The organism is Plantactinospora sp. GCM10030261, from assembly GCF_042666615.1.
Lineage (GTDB): Bacteria > Actinomycetota > Actinomycetes > Mycobacteriales > Micromonosporaceae > KBS50.
Window position 1 is genome coordinate 319,286 of record NZ_JBHTDD010000001.1, and the last position, 21,139, is coordinate 340,424.

Below are 21,139 nucleotides of genomic sequence, written 5' to 3' on the forward strand. Positions count from 1 at the left end.
TGGCACGGCAGGGAACCGTCAGGGCTGGCCCGGCGACCAGGCGGCGTGGCGGATGTCGACCCGGTCCCCGCGCAGCGGGGCGCCCTCGGCCAGCAGCCGGCCCCGCGCCTCCCGCTCGTGGCCGGGAGGCAGCCGGCCGGCGGAGTTGACCACCCGGTGCCAGGGCACTCCGCCGCCGTGCCGAGCCATGATGGACCCGACGAGCCGGGCCGACTCCCGCCCCGAACGGTCCGCGAGGTGGTCGGCGATCGCCCCGTACGACATCACCCGACCCGGCGGGATCCGCTCCACCAGGGCGAGCACCTCCTCGACGTACTCCTCCGGAGTCATCCCCCCACCTTCCCGCGCCACGACCGGCCAGGATATGAGAACCGCGGCCGGCGCGGCGGGACGTACAGCGCAGAATGAGCGGGTGCGCGATGTGGTAACCACGGCCCGACGAATCGTCGTGAAGGTCGGCTCGTCCTCCCTGACCACCGCCACCGGCGGGCTCGACGCGGGACGTGTCGACCGGTTGGTGGCGGCGCTGGCCGGCGCCCTGAGCGACGGGCGGGAGGTGGTGCTGGTCTCGTCCGGCGCCATCGCGGCCGGGCTGGCCCCGCTGGGGCTGCCCCGACGACCGCGCGACCTGGCCACCCAGCAGGCCGCGGCCAGCGTCGGGCAGGGTCTGCTGATCGGGCGGTACGCGGACGGCTTCGCCCGGTACGGCCGGACGGTCGGCCAGGTGCTGCTCACCGTCGACGACGTGACCCGGCGGGCACACTACCGCAACGCGTACCGCACCCTGCGCAAGCTGCTCGATCTCGGAGCGGTGCCGATCGTCAACGAGAACGACACCGTGGCCACCGACGAGATCCGGTTCGGCGACAACGACCGGCTGGCCGCGCTTGTGGCCGCGCTCGTCCAGGCCGACCTGCTGGTCCTGCTCTCCGATGTGGACGCCCTCTACACCGGCGACCCGGACCGGCCGGACTCCCGCCGCATCGACGAGGTACGCGACGAGGCCGACCTGGCCGGCGTGGTGATCGGCAGGGCCGGGCGGGCCGGCGTCGGCACCGGCGGCATGGTGACCAAGGTGGAGGCCGCCCGGATCGCCACCGGGTTCGGCATACCGGTGGTGCTGACCTCGGCACCGTTGGCCGCCGAGGCCCTGGCCGGCGAACCGGTGGGCACCCTGTTCCACCGGGTCCGGCAACGGCCCGCCGCCCGGCTGTTCTGGCTCGCCCACGCCACCGCGCCGCGCGGCCGGTTGCACCTCGACCCGGGCGCCGTGCACGCCGTGGTACGCCGGCGCAAGTCGCTGCTTCCGGCCGGGATCACCGCCGTCGACGGCGCGTTCACCGCCGGGGACCCGGTCGACCTGGTGGACGACACCGGCGCCCCGGTCGCCCGCGGGCTGGTCAACTACGACGCGGTCGAGTTGCCCGGGCTCCTGGGCCGGTCAACTCCGGAACTCGCGGCCGCGCTCGGTCCGGCGTACGAACGGGAGGTCGTTCACCGTGACGACCTCGTCCTGCTGTAGTTGTGTAAGGAAGGGCCCTCCGGACCCACCGGCCGCCGGTCAGCACGCCGGCGCAGCGTCGGCGGACCCGGGAGCCGCTGACCCGGAAGCGGGGCCGTCGTCCAGGAAGGTGCGCGCGACCAGCAGCGCGAAATAGTCGCCGAACTGGCCGGATGACCATTCCCGGTCGACGGTGAGTCGTTCCAGGAAGTCCCACGACATCAGCGCCCAGATCATGTCAGCGGCGAGCTGAGGGGTCCACGGTGGAGCGAGCCGACCCTCCCGATCCAACCAGTCAGCCAGCCGACGGGAACCGGCGCTCCAGCCACTCATGATTCGCTGCCAGACCTCGGCCGCGTCCGCGTCGGTACGGCGGTCGTGCTCCAGTGCACGGGCGACCGCGAGGATGCGTGGGTGAGCCCGCCCGATGTGCCGCGCCCACTCGGTGAGCGCGGTCTCGGCGTCCGGCGCGGCCCAGACCGCAGCCAGTGACTCGGCGAGCCTCTCGGTCTCACCGAAGCTGCGGACCAGTGTGCCGAGCAGTTCCCCGCGGGACGCGAAATGCAGGTAGACGGCGCGGTGCGAGACCCCGGCCCGGTCCGCGACCGCCGCCATCGTGAGGCTTGCGAAACCCTCCGTCTCGATCAGCTCCCGGGCCTGGTCCAGCAGCGCCTGACGGGTCCGACGGCTCCGGGCGGTACGGGGCTCGCCGATGGCGGACACGCGTTCTCCTCGCTCTCGGGGGCGGAGCTTCACTGCTCCTGAAGATACCCTTGACGAAACTTCATGGCGTATGTAGTTTCCTGATATTAGTTCACAACCTCTGCACTTACTGGAGGGAGATCGCCATGAACAGTTCCGCAGGAATGCGACGTCGACAGATCCGCGGTGCCGCCGTCATCGCCGCCATCCTTGCCGCACTGCTGGTCTGGGCCGGCGCGCGGCTCGCCGGCGCGCACCTGCGGGTCCAGCCCGACGGTGCGGCACCGATGGTGGTGGGCCCCGGCATCGTGGCCGCCTTTGCGGCGCAGGCTGCCCTCCTCGGCTGGCTCTCGCTGGCCGTTCTGGAGCGCCTGACGCCAAGACACGCCGCCATCGCCTGGGGCATCCTCGCCGGGATCGTGCTGCTTGTCTCGTTCGTTCCGGTATTAACCGTGACGGCGAGTGGTGGCACCCGATTGGCGCTGGGCCTGATGCACATCGCGGTCGCCGCTGTTCTCGTACCGCCGCTGCTGCGGACCAGCAGCCATGCCACGCAGTCCCGGATGGCGACCGCCCCCGCCTGACTCGGCGGGTACAGCCGATCCCTACCCGCGAAACGGCTGCCGCTGAACCGCCCGGATCAGCGGCAGCCGCGGATCGCCGCCAGGGTGGTGTGTACGGCCAGCCCCTCACCCTCGTCGGTGTCCCAGCCGCCGTCGCTGCGCTGGGTGTCCGCGAGCCGCCTGCTGGCCGCGATCAGGAACCGGTCGTCCACCGGGACGTCCAGCCGGCGCATCGCCGCGGCGATCCAGGCCACCTCACTCGCCGACAGGTCGTCGATCCGGTCCACCAGCACCAGACCGATCCGGGTCGACTCGTAGAACAACTGCTTCCGGTAGAGCACGGCCGCCGTGAGCCCGCCGGCGACCAGGAAGGACGGCCAACTACCGTCCGGTCGGAGCCGGCCCGCGAGGGCCTGCGCGGCGCCGTGGACGACTCCGGCGTACACACCGCCGACCCGGTGGTCGAGCGGCCCGGCAGCCCTGGCGTCCAGCCCGGCGGCGGTGAGCCAGAACGCCGCGTTCGCGGTCAGATAGAAGGCCGCCTCCGGATCGCCGGGCCTGGCCCACGGCGGCGCCTGCTCGGCCAGCGCCGGGTCCTCCTCCCAGGTGCCGTCCTGCCGCTGCGCGGAGGCCAGCCAGTCCAGTGCGTGCCGGGCGGCCGGTCGGGACAGGGCGCCGAGGTCGTCCAGCTCGGCGAGCCGGAAACAGGTGGCGTCGACCGAGGCGATCGCGCCGGCCCAGGTGGCCGGCCAGCCGCCGTCGGGGGCCTGACCGAGCTCGGCGGCATCGAGGATGTCCACCGGCGCGGCCGCGCCGGTCATCAATCGGTGCAGGCGGGCGCGTTCGACCGGGTCGCCGTGCGCAACCACGAAGCCGACGGCCGCGTCCATGTCGATCACGGACGTCACCGTACTGGTCAGCCGCTTGTTACGCCTCGGTAGGTCGGTCAGCCCTGGCGCAAGAAAGGGCACCTTGTTAACGCATAGCGTTAGTAAGGGGCCCCTTCTCGCATCAGTACGCGGGGAGAGAGGGATCGATCTGCTTGATCCAGGAGAGCACTCCGCCCTGGACGTGGACCGCGTTGCCGAAGCCGGCGGCCTTGATCGCGGCGAGCGCCTCGGCGGACCGGACGCCCGACTTGCAGTGCAGCACGATCTGCCGGTCCTGGGGCAGCCGGGCCAACGCCTCGCCGGAAATGATGTCGCCCTTGGGAATCAGCGTGGCACCGGGGATTCGGACGATTTCGTACTCGGCCGGCTCCCGCACGTCGACCAGGAAGATGTCCTTGCCCGCGTCCTGCCACTCCTTGAGTTCCCGGGCCGTGATCGTGGCGCCGAGCGTCGCCTCCTGCGCCTCGGTGGACACCGCGCCGCAGAAGTCCTCGTAGTCCTCCAGCAGGTCGGTAACCGTCGGATTCTCCCCGCACAGCGCGCACTGCGGATCCTTGCGGACCTTGATCTTGCGGTACGTCATCTCCAGCGCGTCGTATACCATGAGGCCGCCGACCAGCGGCTCCCCGACACCGGTAAGCAGCTTGATCGCCTCGGTGACCTGGATCGAGCCGATCGAGGCGCAGAGCACACCGAGCACCCCACCCTCCGCGCACGAGGGCACCATGCCGGGTGGCGGCGGCTCCGGGTAGAGGCACCGGTAGCAGGGTCCGTGCTCGGCCCAGAAGACCGACGCCTGACCGTCGAACCGGTAGATCGAACCCCAGACGTACGGCTTACCGAGCAGCACCGCCGCGTCGTTGACCATGTATCGGGTGGCGAAGTTGTCGGTGCCGTCGACGATCAGGTCGTACCCGGAGAAGATCTCCCGGACGTTCTCCCGATCCAGCGCGGTGTTGTGGATGACCACCTCGACCAACGGGTTGATCTCCCGGATCGTCGCCGCCGCGGACTCGGCCTTCGGCCGCCCGACATCGGACTGGCCGTGGATCACCTGACGCTGGAGGTTGGACTCGTCCACCGTGTCGAAGTCGATGATGCCGAGCGTGCCGACCCCGGCGGCGGCCAGATACATCAGGGCCGGCGAACCGAGGCCACCGGCACCCACGCAGAGCACCCTGGCGTTCTTCAGCCGTTTCTGCCCCTCGACCCCGACATCCGGGATGATCAGGTGGCGCGAGTAACGGCGGATCTCGTCAACGGTGAGCTCGGCGGCGGGCTCGACCAGCGGGGGCAGCGTCACGGTTGGACTCCGTTCGACAGCGGTCTGCGGCGCCATTGTTGCTCGGATCGCCGCCCGGCTGCCATGAGCCGGGACACGCGTCCGGCATCCGGGATCGGGAATAACCGGGCGCTCAGGGTGCGAGGAGGGTCCCCGCGCCTTGGGCGCGAACATGCGCGAACGGCCGCGCCGCAGTCAGGGAACCGGCGGGCCCACGTACCGGTGGCCCCCGACCTGCGGCCATCCGTTCGCCGTACAGCCAGCCAGGCCGTACGTCTGCTGCTGCATCACCGGCGCCGGCGCGTCGATCGCCGGGCACGCCTCATGACCGAAGCCCAACTCGTGGCCGACCTCGTGGTTCACCGCGTACGTCCGGTAGACGGCCAGCGGAGCGCCGTATCCGGGGACGGCCGTCGACCACCGAGTGAGATTGATGATCACCTGACCGGGCAGCCGGCACGAGGTATAACCCTCGGTGGCCAGCCCACCCTCGGCGCACATCCGCTCGGACGTCGTGGCGGTGGCCAGATAGATGGTGAAGTCGGCCGGCGCCGGGCCGGGCACCCGTTGGAAGCGGACGTCTCCGCCAGCGATCCAGCCGCGCGGATCTCCGAGCACCGTGTCCACGGCAGCGGCGAACTCCGCCGGCTGCTGACCGGCTCCGCGCTCGACCGCCACCCGGAAGGACCGGAGACCGCCGGCCACGCCGAGCACCGGACCGCCCGTCTCCGCGTACGCGAACGTCCCCGGTCCGGCCGACGGCACGCTCAACGGGCCGGTCGGCGCGGTGGTGGCCAGCGGCACCGGGTGGACGACGGCCTCGGAGGGCAGGAGTGACGGGCCGGCTCCGGCGGTCTGATCGGAGCGGTCCGGGCGGGCCTCGCTGGTGGCGGCGGGCCGGCCCACGCCGGCGGCAGCCGGATCCGGGCCACGGTCGGGCATCGTCGCGAGCCACCGGTATCCGGCCGCCGCTGACAGGATCAGCAGCAGAGCCACAAGCGCGACGCGACGGCGGTCGGTGAGGGCACTGGACGGGCTGGCCATGACGCCCACAGCAGCACAGCGGACGTGCCAGCATCGACCGCTTCGCCGCGTTTGTCACCCGTACGGCTGGCGTTCAGGCGGCCGACCTGTCCGGATACGGCCACGCGTTGGGCCGGCACCCGTCCAGGAACAGTGTCTGCTGCTGCATCACCGGCGCCGGTCGGCCCCGGCCGGGGCACGGCTGGTGCCCCCGCCCCAACTGGTGACCCACCTCATGGTTGACCACGTAGGTGCGGTACTGCGCCAGCGGCAGCCCGATGGCCACCAGGTGGTCCACCGACAGTCGCCAGCGGTCCAGGTTGATGATGACCTTGCCCGACACCCGGCACGATGTGTACGGCTTCCCACCGACCCGGATGTCGACCCCGCCCTGAAGGCACATCCGGCCGGCGGTCCGCGCGGTAGCCAGATAAACGGTGAAGTTGGCCGACGCCCCGCCGTCCACCCGCTGCAGGCGTAGCCGCCCCGTCGCCGGCCAGCTTCGCGGGTCGCCGAGCGCCGACTCCACCGCCTCGGTGAACGCGGTCACGTCCTCGCCGGAACCCTGCTCCACCGCCACCCGGAATCGCTGCACCGAGCCGGCACGACCGAGCACGGCGCCGGTGCCCCGGGCGTAGCCGAAGGTGCCGGAGCCGCTGGCCGGAACGGCGCCGGTGAGTCGCGACACCGACGCGTCCGGAGCGGACGACGGGTCAGCCGACGACCCGGCGGGGCCCGTCGGGGGCGCGGCCAGGACACCCGCTCGTACGGTGGGGACCGGCGTGGGCGGTCCCGTCGGCGAGGGCGGCGATCCGGGCGTCGGATGTCGTCCGAGGGCGTTGGCCGCGCGCTCCCGCACCCCCGGCACATAGGCCGCGACCGTCAGGACCAGCGCCATGGCAAGCAGCAGCCACCCGAATGGTCGGGACCGCCGTGACCGGAACCGACGCCGCGGCGCCCGACGGCGGCCGCGTCGGCCGGCGGCTGGCCCGCGCCGGCGCGTTCCGGCGCCCGGCCGGCGCCCGGCGGAGGCGGCCGGTCGTGGGGACGCGGACTGAGGCCGAGCCGGCCGAGGTGGGGTCATGCCCTTAAGGTGTCATGCCACCCGCCATTTCGTTGCCCGGCCGCGACGCGTTTCTCATCTCGTCGAGCATGGCGATGGTCGCCCGTGCCACCGTCCGCGGCACCTCGAGCTGCGCCACATGCCCCACCCCGTCCAGCATCAGCAACCGGCTGTCCGGGATCGTCCGGGCCACCTGCGGTGACACCCGCACGTCCACCAACCGGTCCTGCCGGCCGCCGATCACCAGGGTGGGCGCCGTGACCATCCCGGCGATCCGCCACAACGAGCCGGACCCGGGCAGATAGGCGCGCAGGAAGCTGGATACCAGGCCACGGAACGTACGCAGGTAGGCGTGCGCGTAGTGGTCGGCGGTGTACCGGGCCCGGATCTCCTCGATCGCCTCCTGTCGCCGCTGCTCGCAGATGCGGGTGGTGTCCGCGACGCACGCCTCCATGACCTGGCGGGCCATCTCCTCCGGCGTCAGGTGGGTGAGATACCGGGCGGTCAACCGCCGCGCACCGGGGATGGCCAGCAGCGGCAGCATCCGCCCCTGCAACGATCGGCGCGGGTCGAGAAACGGCATGGCCGGCGAGATGAGCGTCAGGGTCCGGACCAGGTCCGGCCGCAACCCGGCGATCCGCACCGCGATGGCTCCGCCGAGTGAGTTGCCGAACAGGTGCACCGGTCCCCGGTCGCTCTGCTCGAGGTAGCGGACGAGGTGCTCCGCGAAGGCCGGGATGGAGTAGCTGCGCCCGGGCTCGCTGCGCCCGAACCCCGGCAGGTCGATCGCCTGCCCGTCGAACCGACCGGAGAGCAGCCCGGCGAGGTCCGTCCAGTTCTGCGAGGAACCACCGAGCCCGTGCACGTACAGCGCCGGCTCAGCGTCCACGCCGGTTGCCGGGGTGTCCCGGACGTACGACACCAGGTCGCCGACCCGCACCCGACGGCCCGGCCACGGCGGTGGGACCTCCCCCGACGGAAGCAGACCCTCGGGTCCGAGCACGGCATGTCTCATGTTCCCTAGTGTGCCCGCGCACGGTCGCCGACGGGTCACCGGAGCGCGGACGGGCCCTTTCGGGAACGCATGGCGTCGGCGCGCTATCCGGCGAGCAGAGCCTCCAGCCGCCGGTTGACCGCCGCGAGCGTGGCGCGCACGATCGCCTGCCGCGGGTCACCGGCGACCAGCGCCGAACCGGCCAACTGCTCCACCCATCCGTCACAGACCAGCAGCACCACCACGGTGGCCACCTCGCAGCTACCGAAGGGCAGCACCGCCGCGTGTTCCACGAAACACCGGCCTTGATCCGGTGTCCGGTCGGCCGACCGGAGCAGCTGGTCGATCGCCAGCGCGGCGGAGGCGGCGCAGAGCCGCAGTACGTACCCGTCCACGGCGGGTCCGGTGGTCAGACCGGTGGCGCGTTGGTCGCCGGCGGAGAGCCGCACCTCGACGGTCGCCTCCAGCCCGAACGTGCTGACCTGCACGTGGTCGATCAGCACCCGGGGGCCGGGCGGACCGTTCGGGTTGAGCGGTCGGGACGGGGCGGTCTCGGTGGTGGTGAGGTGTTGACCGGCCGCGTAGGACGTGCCGGGTGCCCCCACTGGTCCGATGGCGGCGGCCGGCTCCGCTGACCGTATCGATGCCGCATCGACCGGTCGCACCGCCGACCCCGCGTCACGGTTGAGCGGCGGCGCGGAGGCCGGCACCGAATGAGCCGGCGGCGCGGACGCTGGCACCGAATGAGCCGGCGGCGCGGACGCTGGCACCGAATGAGCCGGCGGCGCGGAGGCCGGCACCGAATGAGCCGGCGGCGCGGAGGCCGGCGGCGGCGAAGCCGGCCATGTCGAACCCGGCGGCACCTCGGTGGGCCGGCCGGCCGGCGCTGACGCGCAGGAGGTCGGGCCGCCCACCACGGCCCGGCCGGCGGCCGTTCCCGGTGCGGCAGGGCCGGTCGGGGACGGCCGGCGCCGCTCCGGCGATCCGCTCGGGGACGAACGGGTCCGCTGGTGGCCGCTCTCCAGGCCGGCTGGCGGTGGGTCCTGCGGAGCGGCGGCGAGGCCCATCCGTTCCTGCAGCAGACGGGCCACCTGGCGGCTCACCTCGGCCGGATCGGCGCCGTCCGCCAACTCGAGACGCAGGCTGTGCGCGCCGGCGGGGGTGGTCCGCAGCGCCGCGTCGCGAACTCCCGGCACACCGCGCACCGCACCCAGGATGGCCTGCACGTCGAAGCCGTCCGGTCGTTCGTCGGTCGGCGACGCGGGTTCCTCCCGGCGCAGGTGGGTGGCGATGCGGGCCAGCTCGGGCGCGGCGGCGTGCGAGTCCACCGCGGGTGGTTCCGGCACGGTCGGCACATCGGGTTCGGCGGGGATCCGCTGCGGCAGGATGTCCGCGGGAGTCTCCTGCCGGCGACGACCGGTGCGCTCCGGTCCCGGGGTGCGCGAGCGCCGCGTGACATCCGTGGCTCGCGGGCCGGGGTCCCCGGACGGATCACCGGGCCCGGGTGGCTGATCCGTGGGTCCGTCGCCGCCCCAGTCCGCAGTGCCGCGGTCCACCGGAAACGACGGGCCGGACCGGTGGGTTTCGGGTCGGTCGGAGGGGCGTTGCCCGCGCTGCTCGTCAGCGGAGCCGCCGACCGGCGGGTCGGCGTGCAACTGCTGGGGAGAAAGGGGCGGCGGATACGCGGGCAGGGCGGGTGCCGGAGTATCGGACTGCCCAGCCGCGTCGGCCCCGAAACGCGCCACGGTCGGGTCCGTCCCGGACGGTCGGAACGACGGACGGTCCTCCTCGGACCGTGCCCGCCGCCGCCGGCCGCCGCCCTCGTGGGGATTCAACCGGGCCGGCGGCCCGAGCGGTACGACGTTGTCGACGACATCCTCCCGGGAGGCGCTGACGGGACCGGTGGAGGCGGTGCCCGCCTGGGGGGCCGGGCCGGGCGACAGGTGGTTGGGACCGGGAGCCTGCTCGGTACGGGCGGGACCGGCCACGGAATCAGGAGGGGTGGGACCGGGGGCCGGCTCAGCCGGCGTGGCCCAACCGGGCGCCCAGTCCTCGCGCTGCTGGCGCTCAGCCGGCTCCCGGGTGACCGGCCAGGGCGACGCTCCACCGGTGGCCCACGCGGGTGGCTCCCCGACGGTCCAGGCCGGGGGTTCCTCGGCCAGCCAGGGTGGCCGGCTGGTGGCCGGCCAGGAAGGTTCCCCGGTAACGGACCAGGACGCTCCACGTGTCGGCCGCTCCATTGTGGCCGGACCGCCCGGGGCCTCGCCGGGCGACGCTGGCGGTTCGCCGGCCGGCGGTGCGGGAGGCGGCTCCCACCCGCCGGGCCGATCCGTCGTCGCGGCCTGTCCCCAGCCAGTCTCGCCCGCTCCGGTGAACGGCTCCGGCTCCGGTGTCCCGGGGAACGGCGGTGCCGATGCCGGCCCGCCGGGAGCCGACCGGGTCGGGGCCGGCGGCGCCGACGAAGGCGACACCGGCGGGCCGGAGGCCGGCGGGGCAGGCCCCGACGGCACCGAACCACCGGGCACCTCCGACCGGCTCGACCCGTGGTCAGCGACCGGACCCTCGCCGTACCCCCTGGCGTCGTAGCCGATGGGCGGCGCCGGCTCCGACCGTCGCGGCCACTCGTCGGCGCCGCGGGGCTGCGGAATCCGGGGTTGCGCCTGCCCGTAACCCGGCTGAGGTCGGAAGCCGGGCGGCGTGGTGAATCCACCCCCACCGGACGAAGGCTCGGGATCCCACCCGGGTCGACCCGACCACGGTCCGGCCGCCTCCGAGGGATCAACCTGCGGCTCGTTCGTGGAATGCCGGGAGGGGTCCGTCGCACGCGGTTCGTCCGTCGGAGGGCGCGGCGGTGAACCCGGTTCCGCTGGCCGGACCGAATCGGCCGGTGGGCGTTGCGCGGGCATGGCCAGGCGGTCATAGCTGGATTCGTCGCGCTGCTCGCCGTAGGAGCCGCCGAACGTTTCGCCGGACGGCCCCGCGACGGCTCGCGGAGGTCGGGCGAACCGCTCGTCATGTGCGAAGCCGTTCGCCGGCGATTCGACGGCGAGCCGGCCGGGGCCGGCGGGCTCGCCTCCCCAGCGCGGTTCGGTCGCCTGCTGCCAGGCGGTCAGGGCCGTGCCGGGGTGCGCTCCGGTATCTTCCTCGTCGATCCCGGCTGGCTCCGGCTGGGCGGCCGGGACCCCGCGGTGGGCATCGCGGCCCTGATCGGGGGCTCCGCCCCACCCAGCGTCGCCCCAGCCCTGATCAGCCGGTGCCCAGCCGTTCACGGGCGGGTTCGGCTCATCGCCGTGCCCCGTGCCGCGGCCGGTCCATCCCGGCCTGGCGGCTCCGGGCTGCCCTGCTTCATCCACCGTGCGCTCCTTGTCGCCCTCGCTGAGGCTACCGTGTGGTGGGAGTGGCGATAAGTTGAAGCGGCACGCCTTTTCAACAGTCGCGCAACCGGCGTCGGTCAGTTCTCCTGGTGAAAGACCCGGCGCGTGAAGTTCGGAGGTACCCCATGACAGCTGCGGGCGGCGCACAGACGGCCGGACGCCCCACCCGTCTGCCTCGTTCGGCACGGCGCAAGCAGCTGCTGGCGGCGGCGCAGGAGGTGTTCGTCGCACAGGGCTACCACTCCGCCGCGATGGACGACATCGCGGAACGGGCTGGCGTCAGCAAGCCGGTCCTCTACCAGCACTTCCCCGGCAAGATGGAGCTCTACCTGGCGTTGTTGGACACGCACTGTGACGCGATAGTGGCAACGGTGCGGGACGCCATGGCCAGCACCATCGACAACAAGGAACGGGTCAAGGGGGCGGTCCGCGCCTACTTCGACTTCGTCGACCACGAGAGCGAGGCGTTCCGCCTGGTCTTCGAGTCGGACCTGCGGAACGACCCGGCGGTCCGAGAACGGGTGGACCGGGTCGAGCAGGGCTGCATCGCCGCGATCACGGACACCATCATGTCGGACACCGGGGTGAGCCGGTCCCGGGCCGAGTTGCTCGCCTCCGGGCTCGTGGGTGCGGCCGAGACAGCCGCCCAGTTCTGGCTGGCCAACGGTCGACGGGTGCCGAAGGGGGAGGCGGAAGCGCTGCTGGCCAGCCTCTCCTGGCGGGGAATCGCCAGCTTCCCGTTGCAGGGCGAACCCGGCTGATCCGCACCGGGTGCGGACCGGATCCCGACCTGGGACGGCGGACAGGCGGGCCCGGAGGGCAGCCGATCGAACGGTCGAGCGAGTCGGCCCGACGGGCACCGGCACCGATCGGATAGCCTTTGCGACGGCGTACTTTCCTGGATGAGGAGGACCTGTGGAGGTCAAGATCGGCGTGCAGTACGCGCCGCGTGAGCTGGTCATGGAGAGCGCGCAGAGCCCGGCCGAGATCGAGCGGGTGGTCACCGAGGCGATCGCCGGTCAAGGCACCCTGTCGCTGACCGACGAGAAGGGTCGCCGGATCATCGTGCCGGTGGACAAGGTGGCGTACGTCGAGATCGCCGAGGCGTCGACCCGGGCGGTCGGCTTCGTCGCTCGCTGATGTTCGCGCGGGCCGGCGACTCGGCCGCTCGAAGCGGCGTGACTGAGTGCCACCCCTCTCGAACAGCAGAAACAGGATCGGTCAGATCGGCCTGACCCGGAGCATCCGCGCTCCAAGGTCGAAAACCCCCAGTCGTCGACAGGCGACCGGTTGAGGAGATCGACAAGCTCGGCCTGACCGGCGGGAGTGGGTCGGGGCGTGGGCGCTGACGGTCATGACGCACCTGACCGGCGCACCTCGTCCCGACCGACCGGGTCGTTCCACCGCCATCCCGGCCCCCGATCGTCCCGATCGTCCCGATCGTCCCGCCGACGGTCCCCGCTGGTCCCGCGTCACCGCCTCGACCAGCACACATCGCGCCGTGAGCAGTGCACCTCCCGGCGACTCGGGTACCATGGATGTGTTGCCGTGGGCATCGAGGTCATCAGGACCCGACCCGCGACGCGCGTGCGGCCCGGTCCGGGCTTCGACAAGTCGACGGATCGCGTGGCCCGCGCCACACCAGACGCGCCCTCAGGACAGAGCGGGGCGCACCACGAGAGGGCACCCCCACAACCACATGAACGAGCACACTCACACCACCGAGGCCGGCACCGAGCCGGCAACCGACGAGGCGACCAGCGCGCTGGTCGCCGCCGACGAGGCAGCGAAGGCCCTGGTCGCCGCCGCTCCGGTCCGGCCCGAGGCACCCACGTTCGCCGAACTGGGCGCCCGGCAGGAAACCGTCGACGCGCTCGCCGCGTCCGGCATCACCCGCGCCTTCGCCATCCAGGAGTACGCGTTGCCGATCGCGCTGCGCGGCAGCGACCTGATCGGTCAGGCGCCGACGGGCACCGGCAAGACGCTGGGCTTCGGCATCCCGCTGCTCGATCGGGTGCTGGCGCCGGCCGAGGGCGCCGACGGAACGCCGCAGGCGCTTGTCGTCGTACCCACCCGCGAACTCGGTCTACAGGTCGCCAAGGACTTGGCCGCCGCGGGCCGCACCCGCGGCGTTCGGGTGCTGCCCATCTACGGTGGCGTGGCGTACGAGCCGCAGATCGGCACCCTGCGCAGCGGGGTGGAGATCCTGGTCGGCACCCCGGGTCGGCTGCTCGACCTGGCCAAGCAGAAGCACCTGCGGTTGGACCGCGTCCGGGCGCTCGTCCTCGACGAGGCGGACCGCATGCTCGATCTTGGCTTCCTCGACGATGTCGAGCGGATCCTGGCGATGCTGCCCGACGACCGGCAGACGATGTTGTTCTCCGCCACCATGCCGGAGCCGATCGTCACGCTGGCCCGGCGCTTCCTGCGTCGCCCGATGACCATCCACGCCGGGCACACCGCGGAGACGGGTCCGTCGCCACAGACCCAGCAGTTGGTCTACCGCACCCACTCGCTCAACAAGGTCGAGGTGGTGGCCCGAATCCTGCAGGCCAGCGGGCGCGGGTTGACGATGATCTTCACGCGGACCAAGCGGGCCGCCGACCGGATCGCCGAGGACCTGGACTTCCGCGGTTTCGCCGTGGCTGCCGTACACGGTGATCTCGGGCAGGGAGCCAGGGAACGGGCGCTGCGCGCGTTCCGGGCCGGAAAGATCGACATTCTGGTCGCCACCGACGTGGCGGCCCGCGGGCTGGACGTCACCGGCGTGACGCACGTCATCAACTATGACTGTCCCGAGGATCAGGACACCTACACGCACCGGATCGGGCGTACCGGCCGAGCCGGCGCCACCGGCGTCGCGGTGACCTTCGTCGACTGGGACGACATGCCCCGCTGGCGGATCATCGACAAGACGCTGGGCCTGGACATGCCGGAGCCCCCCGAGACCTACCACACGTCACCGCACCTCTACAGCGACCTGGACATCCCGACCGAGGTGAGCGGAACGCTGCCGACCGCCTCGCGCACCCGGGTCGGGCTCGCCGCGGAGGTCGAGGAAGACCTGGGTGGTCGCACCCGAGGCGGCCGGCGTGGCGAGGAGGACCGTGGTGACCGGTCGCGGCGCCGTCGCCGTACCGGAAAGGACAGCGCCGCGGACGAGCCGGCCACGACCGGCGATGCCGAGGCCACGCGAACGCCCCGCCAGCGGCGGCGGCGACGCGGCGGCCAGGTGGTCGCGGCCGACGAGACCACCGCCCCGGAGCCGGCGGCCGGCGGGGAAACCGCCCCGGCGGGCGACCGGGAAACCAGCGCCGGGCCGGGCACCCGGTCCCGGCGGCGGCGCCGTCGGGGACGTGGTGGCGGCGGACACGACGCGACGCCAGCCGACGCCGGGTCTGACACCGCCACGACCGCCTGACCCATGCCGCAACCGCTCGACACCGCCCTGGCGGAGGTCCGGTCCCTGCTGCTCGGCCCGGACCTCACCCGGGCGGTGGCCGCCGGTCGCCGCCGGGGCCGGGCCCCATCGGTGATACGGGCTGAGCTGCGTCCCGTGCTGCTGAAGTCGGGGACCCGGCTACAGATCGCCACATTCGACGGCGCTCGGCCGCACACCCGCAATGTCGCCGCCGGGGCGGAGGCCGACGCCGCGGTCGACGAGTTGCTCGCCGAGCCGTTCGGCAACTGGCACGTGGAAACCACCGCCACGACCCTCCAGGTACGGATCACCAAGAAGGGTGAGGCGCAGGTCCACCGCGCCGCCGCCGACCGGGGGGACGTCACGCCGGCCGGCCACGACCGGACCAAGGACTACCTGCTCGATCCCGGCGATCCCCTCTTCACCGTGCTCGGCGGCAACGCCGCCAAGCGACGCCAGGTGGACGCCTTCCTGCGCGCCCTGGCCGCCACCCTGCCCGACGACCTGACCGGGCGATTGCGGGTTGTGGACCTGGGTTGTGGCAACGCCTACCTGACGTTCGCGGCGCACCGCTACCTCGCCGGGCGGGGATTGGACGTGCACCTGATCGGTGTCGATGTGCGGGACGACCAGCGACGGCGTAACACGGAACTGGCCGAACGGCTCGGGTGCGCGGACCGGGTGAGTTTCGTGGCGGGCACCATACTGGACGCCGAGGTGAAACCGCCCCCGGATCTGGTGCTGGCCCTGCACGCCTGCGACACCGCCACCGATGAGGCACTGGCCCGCGCGGTGCGTGGGAACGCCCGATGGGTGCTCGCCGCCCCCTGCTGCCATCACGACATCGCGGCACAGTTGCGGCGACAACCCACACCGGACGCGTACGACCTGGTCACCCGGCACGCGATCCTGCGGGAGCGGTTCGCCGACGTGCTCACCGACGCTCTCCGCGCGGCACTGCTGCGGTCGCACGGCTACCGGGTCGACGTGGTCGAGTTCGTCGACTCCCAACACACCCCGCGTAACCTGCTGATCCGGGCCCGGATGGCCGACCCGGCCGGGACTCCGCGACGCGAACGGCTCGGCGACCCCACCGAGCAGGGGCGGCACCACGACGACTACCGACGGCTCGTCGAGCAGTGGCGGGTCACGCCCCGCCTGGAGACGCTCATCGGCAGGCCCACCGGCTGATCAGTTGATCAGCATGCCGTCACTCATTGCTCGGCAGCAGCGCTATGGCCAGCGGATACGTCAACCATCGACAGGGTCGCCTGAGTATTCGGGCAGTCCTCAGTGAGTAGACTCACCACCGACCATGCGTCCGATTGGTAAGTTACTCTCCGCCGTTCCGGCACTAGTCTTTCGACACAACGCGGTCCAATCGGGGAGGACTGGTCGGGAATGGGCGCCGGATCGGACACGCCACAGGAGGCGTTCGCCCGCTTCGTGCGCCGGGCGATCGACGAGGCCCGGCAGCGGCGGGGCTGGACCACCGCCGAACTCGCCGGCCACACCGGACTCGGCCGCTCCACCCTGTTCCGGTGGATGGCCGGCGACTGGCAGGACTACCCGGAGTTGGCCAAGGTCCGCAGCTTCTGCGCCGCGCTGGACCTGCCGGTGGGTGCGGCATTCCGGGCGCTCGGCCTGCCCGGGTCGGCCACCGCCGCTCGCTCCGCCGCCGGACGCTCCGCCGCCCGGGAGGTCGCGGCGAGTCGGTCCCGGAGCACCGGCTCCACGAGTCGCGACCGGGCGGCGACCCGGGTGGACGACGACATCCGGGCCATCCTCGACCGGCTCGCCGACCCTCGGGTCAGCTCTGCCGAAAAGAAGGACATCCGCGACACGCTGCACCACCTGGCCCGCCGTCCGCTCCGCTGGGCGGGGTGACCGGTGAAGATCAGGACACGTCCAGCGTGAATGCCGCCGTCCGGACCACCCCGGCCACCTGAAAGTCAAGGAACATCCGGTACCGACCGGGGCTGGGCACCGCGAGCCAGAACTTCACAGCGCCGCTGACGAGCTGCGGCTCCGGATGCACGTGCAGGTAGGCCAGGTCGCCGTCCCGCAGCGCCACCAGATGCCCGTACGCCCCGAGGTAGGGCTCCAGGTCGGTGACCGGCGCGCCCTGGCCGGACACCCGGAACAGCAGCGGCTGGGCCGCCCCGACCCGTGGCGTGCCCTGGTAGGCCACCGTGAACTCGGCGCTGGTCGCCTCCCGCGCGGCGGCGGGCAACGGTCGGGGCGCGTACCGCCCCGCCACCACGAGATCCACCCCGAGCGTCGCGGCGACCTGCCGGCCAGTCGCGTCGATCGCCGTGAAGTCCGCGTACGCCCGCCAGACCCCGGGCTCGGGCAGGGTGAGCGGGATGTGCCAGTTGCCATCGGCCGCCATCGTCGGATGCAGGTGCTGATATCCCGACAGGTCCCGGCGGACCACGACGAGGTGCATGGGCTTGTCGTGCACCATCGCGAAGCGGGTGACCGGAGCGCCGTCCGCGCCCCTGATGACGTACCGCAGGTCGTGCGACCCACCCGCCGGGAAGGACGTCGTGGCCGGCACCATCGTGAAACCGCCACCGCTCAACGACAGACCACCAACCGCTGCCGGCGCTGCGCTCCCCGGTCCCGAGCCGCCATGGTCGTGCGGGCCGGTGCCCGGCAGGTGGGTGTGGTCTGCCACGGTCGCACCCCCCATGGCGCCGGCCGCGCCGCCGGTGTCCATCCGGCCCAACCCGAAGCCGGTGAGCAGCGCCAGGACCAGTCCCCCGACCAGCAGGCCGAGCCGTAGCCCACCGGAAAGCCGAGGAATCCCGGCCCCGGCCGGCGGTCCTGCGCCGGCCGGGGGTCGGGTGTCGGTGGTGGTCGACTCGCCGGTCATGAGCGCAGAATACGTCGGCCGGCTGGATCTGGACCGACGCGCCCGATCCGATCGAGAGTCGCGCCACCCGCGGGAACCGTCGCCTTCATAGGCGCCAGTCGTTGAACTCCACGTGCCGACAACCACGTCGTCGCGACGGTTGGCCGCGCTCGTTAGCGGACTCACCGTCGCGCTCGGGCTGCCGCCGACCGCCGTCGTAGCGGCGCCGGACCCGGCCGATGTCGAGGTCCGGATCACCGCCGCCGCAGAGCGGCTTGAGATCGTCATCGAGGATTACAACGACCTCAGGGAACGATTACGCGACACGCAGGAGCGGATCGCCGGGCTCGGCGTCGAATTGACGACGCTGGAACGGGACCTCGCCGCCCATCGAGACCGGGTGGGTGACATCGCCGCCTCGGTGTACCGCACGGGCCGGGCCGACACCCTGGCCGTGCTGGCCGTGCTCGACGGAAACACCGTCGACCTCGTCGATTCGCTGATGACCATCCAGAAACTGGGCCACGAGCAGCGCGGTGGCCTGCTCCGGCTGACCGCGGCGCGGGACCGGCTGGCGGTGGCGAGCCGCGAGGCACGGGCACTGGCGACCGAACAGCGAGCGGCGGAACAGCGACTCGGCGCCCGCAAGCGGCAGATCGAGCGGGAGATCGCCGAACTGGAGGCGATGCGCCGGACGTCACGCGCGGGCCGGACCGACGAATCCCCGGGCCGGGCGGCTGGCGCGGACCGGACGACCGCACCGCCGAACGGACACCGACCGTTCCCGGCGAAGGCCGGCCCCGCGGCCACTGCGGTCCGCTTCGCGCACGCACAACTCGGCAAGCCGTACCGGTGGGGAGGCAGTGGGCCGGACGGGTTCGACTGCTCCGGGCTGACCTCGGCGGCCTGGGCGGCGGCCGGCGTCCGACTGCCACACAACGCCGCCCGCCAGTGGCGCGCCGTGTCCCGGGTCAGCCGAACTCAGCTGCGCCCCGGTGATCTGGTGTTCTACTACGCCGACATCCACCACGTCGGGTTGTACGTGGGCTCCGGCAAGGTGATCCACGCCCCCCGCACCGGTGAGCGGATCCGCATCGACGCGGTCGATTACCAGCCGGTACACGGATACGGCCGACCGGGCTGACCCCACGTCGGTGAGATGCAACAAGCGTGGGTGCGGTGAATCCAGCACTGCGTCGGGGGAGGTCAGCTTGCCACCGCGAGGGCGAGCGGCAGCACCTCCGGTGCGCCCGACTGCCGCAGCAGCCGGCTCACAAGCGTCATCGTCCAGCCCGAATCGACCAGATCGTCGACGAGCAGCACCGGACCGGTCAGCCCCGGCAACGTCGCCGCCAACTCCGCCGGCACCTCGAAGGCACCGTACAGCGCGCGTACCCGCTGGGCGCTGTTGCCCCGGGCACCGCCGGAGGCCGCATCCACCGGGCGGACCGCGCCGAGCAGTGGCAGCCGGCCCACCGACGCGATCCGTTCGGCGAGCCCACGCACCAGCCGCGGCCGCCGCCGGGAGTCGATCGCGATCACGCCAACCGGCCGCGTCGGCCACGGATCGTCGCCGTGCGCCCACGCCTTGAGCACCTCGACCACCGCGGTCGCCACGTCGTCGGGAAGCGCGGCGTCCGGAGCCTCGGGGCCGAGCAGCCCTCGCAGCCGGCCGCCCCAGCCAAGGTCGGACAGGCGTCCCACGGCGCGCCCGGACAACGCCTGCTCCGCGGGCGAGATCTTGCCCTTCACCGGTACGCCGACCGCCTCCAGCCCGGTCGGCCACATCTTCTTCGGCGGGATCCCCACCCCCGGGCGGCCCAGGAAGGTCTGTGCGGCACCGCGCGCCGCGGCCGACACCTCGACATCGAAACGTGGGCCGGCGCAGCGGTCACACCGACCGCAGTCGGCGGCCTCGGGATCGTCCAGACAGCTCCGGAGGAACCGCATCCGGCAGCTGGTGGTCCGCGCGTACTCGCGCATGGCCCGCTGCTCGGCGGTGCGCGCCTCGGCGACTCGCCGCAACCGGGCCGCGTCGTAGACCCACGGCTCACCGGTGGCGATCCAGCCACCGCGCACCCGCCGGACGGCGCCGTCCACGTCGAGCACCTTGAGCATCAACTCCAGCCGGGCCCGACGCATGTCGACGACGGGCTCCAACGCCGGGGTGGACAACGGGCGGTCCGGACGCAACGCGTCGAGCACACCACGCACCTGCTCCTCCGGCGGGAACGCGAGCGAGGCGAAGTAGCGCCAGATGGCCGCGTCCTCCGCACCGGGCAGCAGCAACACCTCAGCGTGTTCCACCGCCCGGCCGGCCCGACCGACCTGCTGGTAGTACGCGATAGGGGACGGCGGGGCGCCGAGGTGCACGACGAACCCCAGGTCCGGCTTGTCGAAGCCCATGCCCAGCGCGCTGGTGGCGACCAGTGCCTTGATCTTGTTGTCGAGGAGGTCCTGCTCGGCCGCCCGGCGGTCGGCGTCATCGGCCTGGCCCGTGTACACGGCGACCGGATAACCCCGGGAACGGAGGAACTCGGCCGTCTCGCCAGCGGCCGCCACGGTCAGCGTGTAGATGATGCCGGAACCGGGCAGCCGGTCCAGGTGGTCGGCCAGCCAACCCAACCGGTGCGCCGGGCTCGGCAGGTCGAGCACGGCGAGCCGCAGCGACTCCCGGTCCAGCGGACCGCGCAGCACCAGGGCGTCGGCGCCGAGCTGACCGCCCGCGTCGGTGCTGAGCTGCTCGGCCACGTCGGCCGTCACCCGGGCGTTGGCGGTCGCCGTGGTGGCCAGCACCGGCGTGCCGGCCGGCAGGTTCGCCAGGAACGTACGTAACCGGCGGTAGTCGGGACGGAAGTCGTGCCCCCAGTCGGAGACGCAGTGCGCCTCGTCCACCACCAGCAGGCCGGTGGTGGCGGCCAGCCGGGGCAGCACCGAGTCGCGGAAGTCCGGATTGTTCAGCCGCTCAGGGCTGATCAACAGGACGTCCACGGCGCCGGCGTGGATCTCGTCGGTGATCTCGTCCCACTCGTCCAGGTTGGCGGAGTTGATCGTGCGGGCCCGGATGCCGGCCCGCCCGGCCGCCTCGACCTGGTTGCGCATCAACGCCAGCAGCGGCGACACAATCACGGTCGGACCGGCCCGGCCCTCGCCGCGTTCCGGTTGACCGTCGGTGGCCGCCGGGAGCGCGCCCCCGGCGCGGAGCAACGCGGTGGCAACGAAGTAGACCGCGGACTTGCCCCAGCCGGTGCGCTGCACGCAGAGCACCCGCCGGCGGTCCACCACCAACGCCTCGATGGCCCGCCACTGGTCGTCACGCAGCCGGGCGTGCTCACCGGCCAGCCGGCGCAGGACCGCCTCAGCCCGCTCCCGTACCGCCTCCCGGTCCTGGCTCATCTGGCCTTTCTACCAGGAACACCCGACACACACGGTCGGCGCCTGACCGGGTCGGGGCGACACCGGTCCATTG

The 21,139-nt window shown here is 72.7% G+C and carries 17 protein-coding genes and 1 pseudogene; 8 read left to right on the forward strand and 10 right to left on the reverse strand.

The window, feature by feature from the left end:
* Nucleotides 1–18: 18 nt before the first annotated feature.
* The gene (locus ACFQUZ_RS01590; RefSeq protein ID WP_377436946.1) at nt 19–330 is read right to left on the reverse strand and encodes an MGMT family protein; all 312 of its coding nucleotides are present in this window, start codon (nt 328–330) and stop codon (nt 19–21) included.
* Nucleotides 331–412: 82 nt separating this feature from the next.
* On the opposite strand from ACFQUZ_RS01590, the gene proB reads away from it, so the two are divergent.
* Nucleotides 413–1,522, forward strand: coding sequence for a glutamate 5-kinase (gene proB, locus ACFQUZ_RS01595; RefSeq protein WP_377436947.1), 1,110 nt, complete (start codon nt 413–415; stop codon nt 1,520–1,522).
* A 39-nt stretch (nt 1,523–1,561) separates the two neighbouring features.
* On the opposite strand, the gene ACFQUZ_RS01600 is transcribed toward proB, so the two are convergent.
* Nucleotides 1,562–2,224, reverse strand: coding sequence for a TetR/AcrR family transcriptional regulator (locus tag ACFQUZ_RS01600; protein WP_377436949.1), 663 nt, complete (start codon nt 2,222–2,224; stop codon nt 1,562–1,564).
* Between the two features lie 125 nt (nt 2,225–2,349).
* On the opposite strand from ACFQUZ_RS01600, the gene ACFQUZ_RS01605 reads away from it, so the two are divergent.
* A complete protein-coding gene (locus ACFQUZ_RS01605) occupies nt 2,350–2,787 on the forward strand; it encodes a DUF6069 family protein (protein ID WP_377436951.1) in 438 nt (145 codons plus the stop codon).
* 56 nt (nt 2,788–2,843) lie between these two features.
* Here ACFQUZ_RS01605 and ACFQUZ_RS01610 read toward each other — a convergent pair whose 3' ends face one another.
* The 6 genes and pseudogenes from ACFQUZ_RS01610 to ACFQUZ_RS01635 form a co-directional block, all read right to left on the reverse strand.
* Complete coding sequence (locus ACFQUZ_RS01610) at nt 2,844–3,656, reverse strand: squalene--hopene cyclase (RefSeq protein WP_377437479.1); 813 nt, start codon at nt 3,654–3,656, stop codon at nt 2,844–2,846.
* Between the two features lie 121 nt (nt 3,657–3,777).
* Nucleotides 3,778–5,024 (reverse strand): annotated as a pseudogene (gene moeZ, locus ACFQUZ_RS01615) (adenylyltransferase/sulfurtransferase MoeZ).
* Between the two features lie 109 nt (nt 5,025–5,133).
* Nucleotides 5,134–5,982, reverse strand: coding sequence for a DUF3152 domain-containing protein (locus tag ACFQUZ_RS01620; protein WP_377436953.1), 849 nt, complete (start codon nt 5,980–5,982; stop codon nt 5,134–5,136).
* Between the two features lie 73 nt (nt 5,983–6,055).
* Nucleotides 6,056–6,649: a DUF3152 domain-containing protein gene (locus tag ACFQUZ_RS01625; protein WP_377436954.1), complete on the reverse strand. Its 594-nt coding sequence runs from the start codon at nt 6,647–6,649 to the stop codon at nt 6,056–6,058.
* A gap of 400 nt (nt 6,650–7,049) precedes the next feature.
* Complete coding sequence (locus tag ACFQUZ_RS01630; protein ID WP_377436955.1) at nt 7,050–8,039, reverse strand: alpha/beta fold hydrolase; 990 nt, start codon at nt 8,037–8,039, stop codon at nt 7,050–7,052.
* Between the two features lie 83 nt (nt 8,040–8,122).
* Nucleotides 8,123–10,006, reverse strand: a complete 1,884-nt coding sequence (locus ACFQUZ_RS01635; protein ID WP_377436956.1) for a hypothetical protein — start codon at nt 10,004–10,006, stop codon at nt 8,123–8,125.
* Nucleotides 10,007–11,517: 1,511 nt separating this feature from the next.
* Here ACFQUZ_RS01635 and ACFQUZ_RS01640 point away from each other — a divergent pair.
* The 5 genes from ACFQUZ_RS01640 (at nt 11,518) to ACFQUZ_RS01660 (ending at nt 16,700) form a co-directional block, all read left to right on the forward strand.
* A complete protein-coding gene (locus tag ACFQUZ_RS01640) occupies nt 11,518–12,153 on the forward strand; it encodes a TetR/AcrR family transcriptional regulator (RefSeq protein ID WP_377436957.1) in 636 nt (211 codons plus the stop codon).
* Between the two features lie 154 nt (nt 12,154–12,307).
* The gene (locus ACFQUZ_RS01645) at nt 12,308–12,532 is read left to right on the forward strand and encodes a DUF3107 domain-containing protein (RefSeq protein WP_377436958.1); all 225 of its coding nucleotides are present in this window, start codon (nt 12,308–12,310) and stop codon (nt 12,530–12,532) included.
* 559 nt (nt 12,533–13,091) lie between these two features.
* Complete coding sequence (locus tag ACFQUZ_RS01650) at nt 13,092–14,813, forward strand: DEAD/DEAH box helicase (protein WP_377436959.1); 1,722 nt, start codon at nt 13,092–13,094, stop codon at nt 14,811–14,813.
* A gap of 3 nt (nt 14,814–14,816) precedes the next feature.
* Nucleotides 14,817–16,004, forward strand: a complete 1,188-nt coding sequence (locus ACFQUZ_RS01655) for a class I SAM-dependent methyltransferase (protein WP_377436960.1) — start codon at nt 14,817–14,819, stop codon at nt 16,002–16,004.
* 210 nt (nt 16,005–16,214) lie between these two features.
* The gene (locus ACFQUZ_RS01660) at nt 16,215–16,700 is read left to right on the forward strand and encodes a multiprotein-bridging factor 1 family protein (RefSeq protein WP_377436961.1); all 486 of its coding nucleotides are present in this window, start codon (nt 16,215–16,217) and stop codon (nt 16,698–16,700) included.
* Nucleotides 16,701–16,710: 10 nt separating this feature from the next.
* Here the strand turns inward: ACFQUZ_RS01660 and ACFQUZ_RS01665 are convergent, their stop codons facing one another.
* Nucleotides 16,711–17,691 carry a hypothetical protein gene (locus ACFQUZ_RS01665; protein WP_377436963.1) on the reverse strand — a complete coding sequence of 327 codons (981 nt, stop codon included), beginning with the start codon at nt 17,689–17,691 and terminating at the stop codon, nt 16,711–16,713.
* 139 nt (nt 17,692–17,830) lie between these two features.
* On the opposite strand from ACFQUZ_RS01665, the gene ACFQUZ_RS01670 reads away from it, so the two are divergent.
* A complete protein-coding gene (locus ACFQUZ_RS01670; protein WP_377436965.1) occupies nt 17,831–18,814 on the forward strand; it encodes an NlpC/P60 family protein in 984 nt (327 codons plus the stop codon).
* Between the two features lie 62 nt (nt 18,815–18,876).
* Here ACFQUZ_RS01670 and ACFQUZ_RS01675 read toward each other — a convergent pair whose 3' ends face one another.
* Nucleotides 18,877–21,066 (reverse strand): DEAD/DEAH box helicase, encoded by a 2,190-nt coding sequence (locus tag ACFQUZ_RS01675; protein ID WP_377436966.1) that lies wholly within the window; start codon nt 21,064–21,066, stop codon nt 18,877–18,879.
* Nucleotides 21,067–21,139: the final 73 nt, after the last annotated feature.

Bases quoted from the DNA above. Each gene is read 5' to 3' on its own strand.
- ACFQUZ_RS01590 (WP_377436946.1), bottom strand. From the start codon at position 330: ATGACTCCGGAGGAGTACGTCGAGGAGGTGCTCGCCCTGGTGGAGCGG.
- ACFQUZ_RS01605 (WP_377436951.1), top strand. From the start codon at position 2,350: ATGAACAGTTCCGCAGGAATGCGACGTCGACAGATCCGCGGTGCCGCC.
- ACFQUZ_RS01610 (WP_377437479.1), bottom strand. From the start codon at position 3,656: ATGGACGCGGCCGTCGGCTTCGTGGTTGCGCACGGCGACCCGGTCGAA.
- ACFQUZ_RS01620 (WP_377436953.1), bottom strand. From the start codon at position 5,982: ATGGCCAGCCCGTCCAGTGCCCTCACCGACCGCCGTCGCGTCGCGCTT.
- ACFQUZ_RS01630 (WP_377436955.1), bottom strand. From the start codon at position 8,039: ATGAGACATGCCGTGCTCGGACCCGAGGGTCTGCTTCCGTCGGGGGAG.
- ACFQUZ_RS01640 (WP_377436957.1), top strand. From the start codon at position 11,518: ATGACAGCTGCGGGCGGCGCACAGACGGCCGGACGCCCCACCCGTCTG.
- ACFQUZ_RS01650 (WP_377436959.1), top strand. From the start codon at position 13,092: ATGAACGAGCACACTCACACCACCGAGGCCGGCACCGAGCCGGCAACC.
- ACFQUZ_RS01655 (WP_377436960.1), top strand. From the start codon at position 14,817: ATGCCGCAACCGCTCGACACCGCCCTGGCGGAGGTCCGGTCCCTGCTG.
- ACFQUZ_RS01660 (WP_377436961.1), top strand. From the start codon at position 16,215: ATGGGCGCCGGATCGGACACGCCACAGGAGGCGTTCGCCCGCTTCGTG.
- ACFQUZ_RS01665 (WP_377436963.1), bottom strand. From the start codon at position 17,691: ATGACCGGCGAGTCGACCACCACCGACACCCGACCCCCGGCCGGCGCA.
- ACFQUZ_RS01675 (WP_377436966.1), bottom strand. From the start codon at position 21,066: ATGAGCCAGGACCGGGAGGCGGTACGGGAGCGGGCTGAGGCGGTCCTG.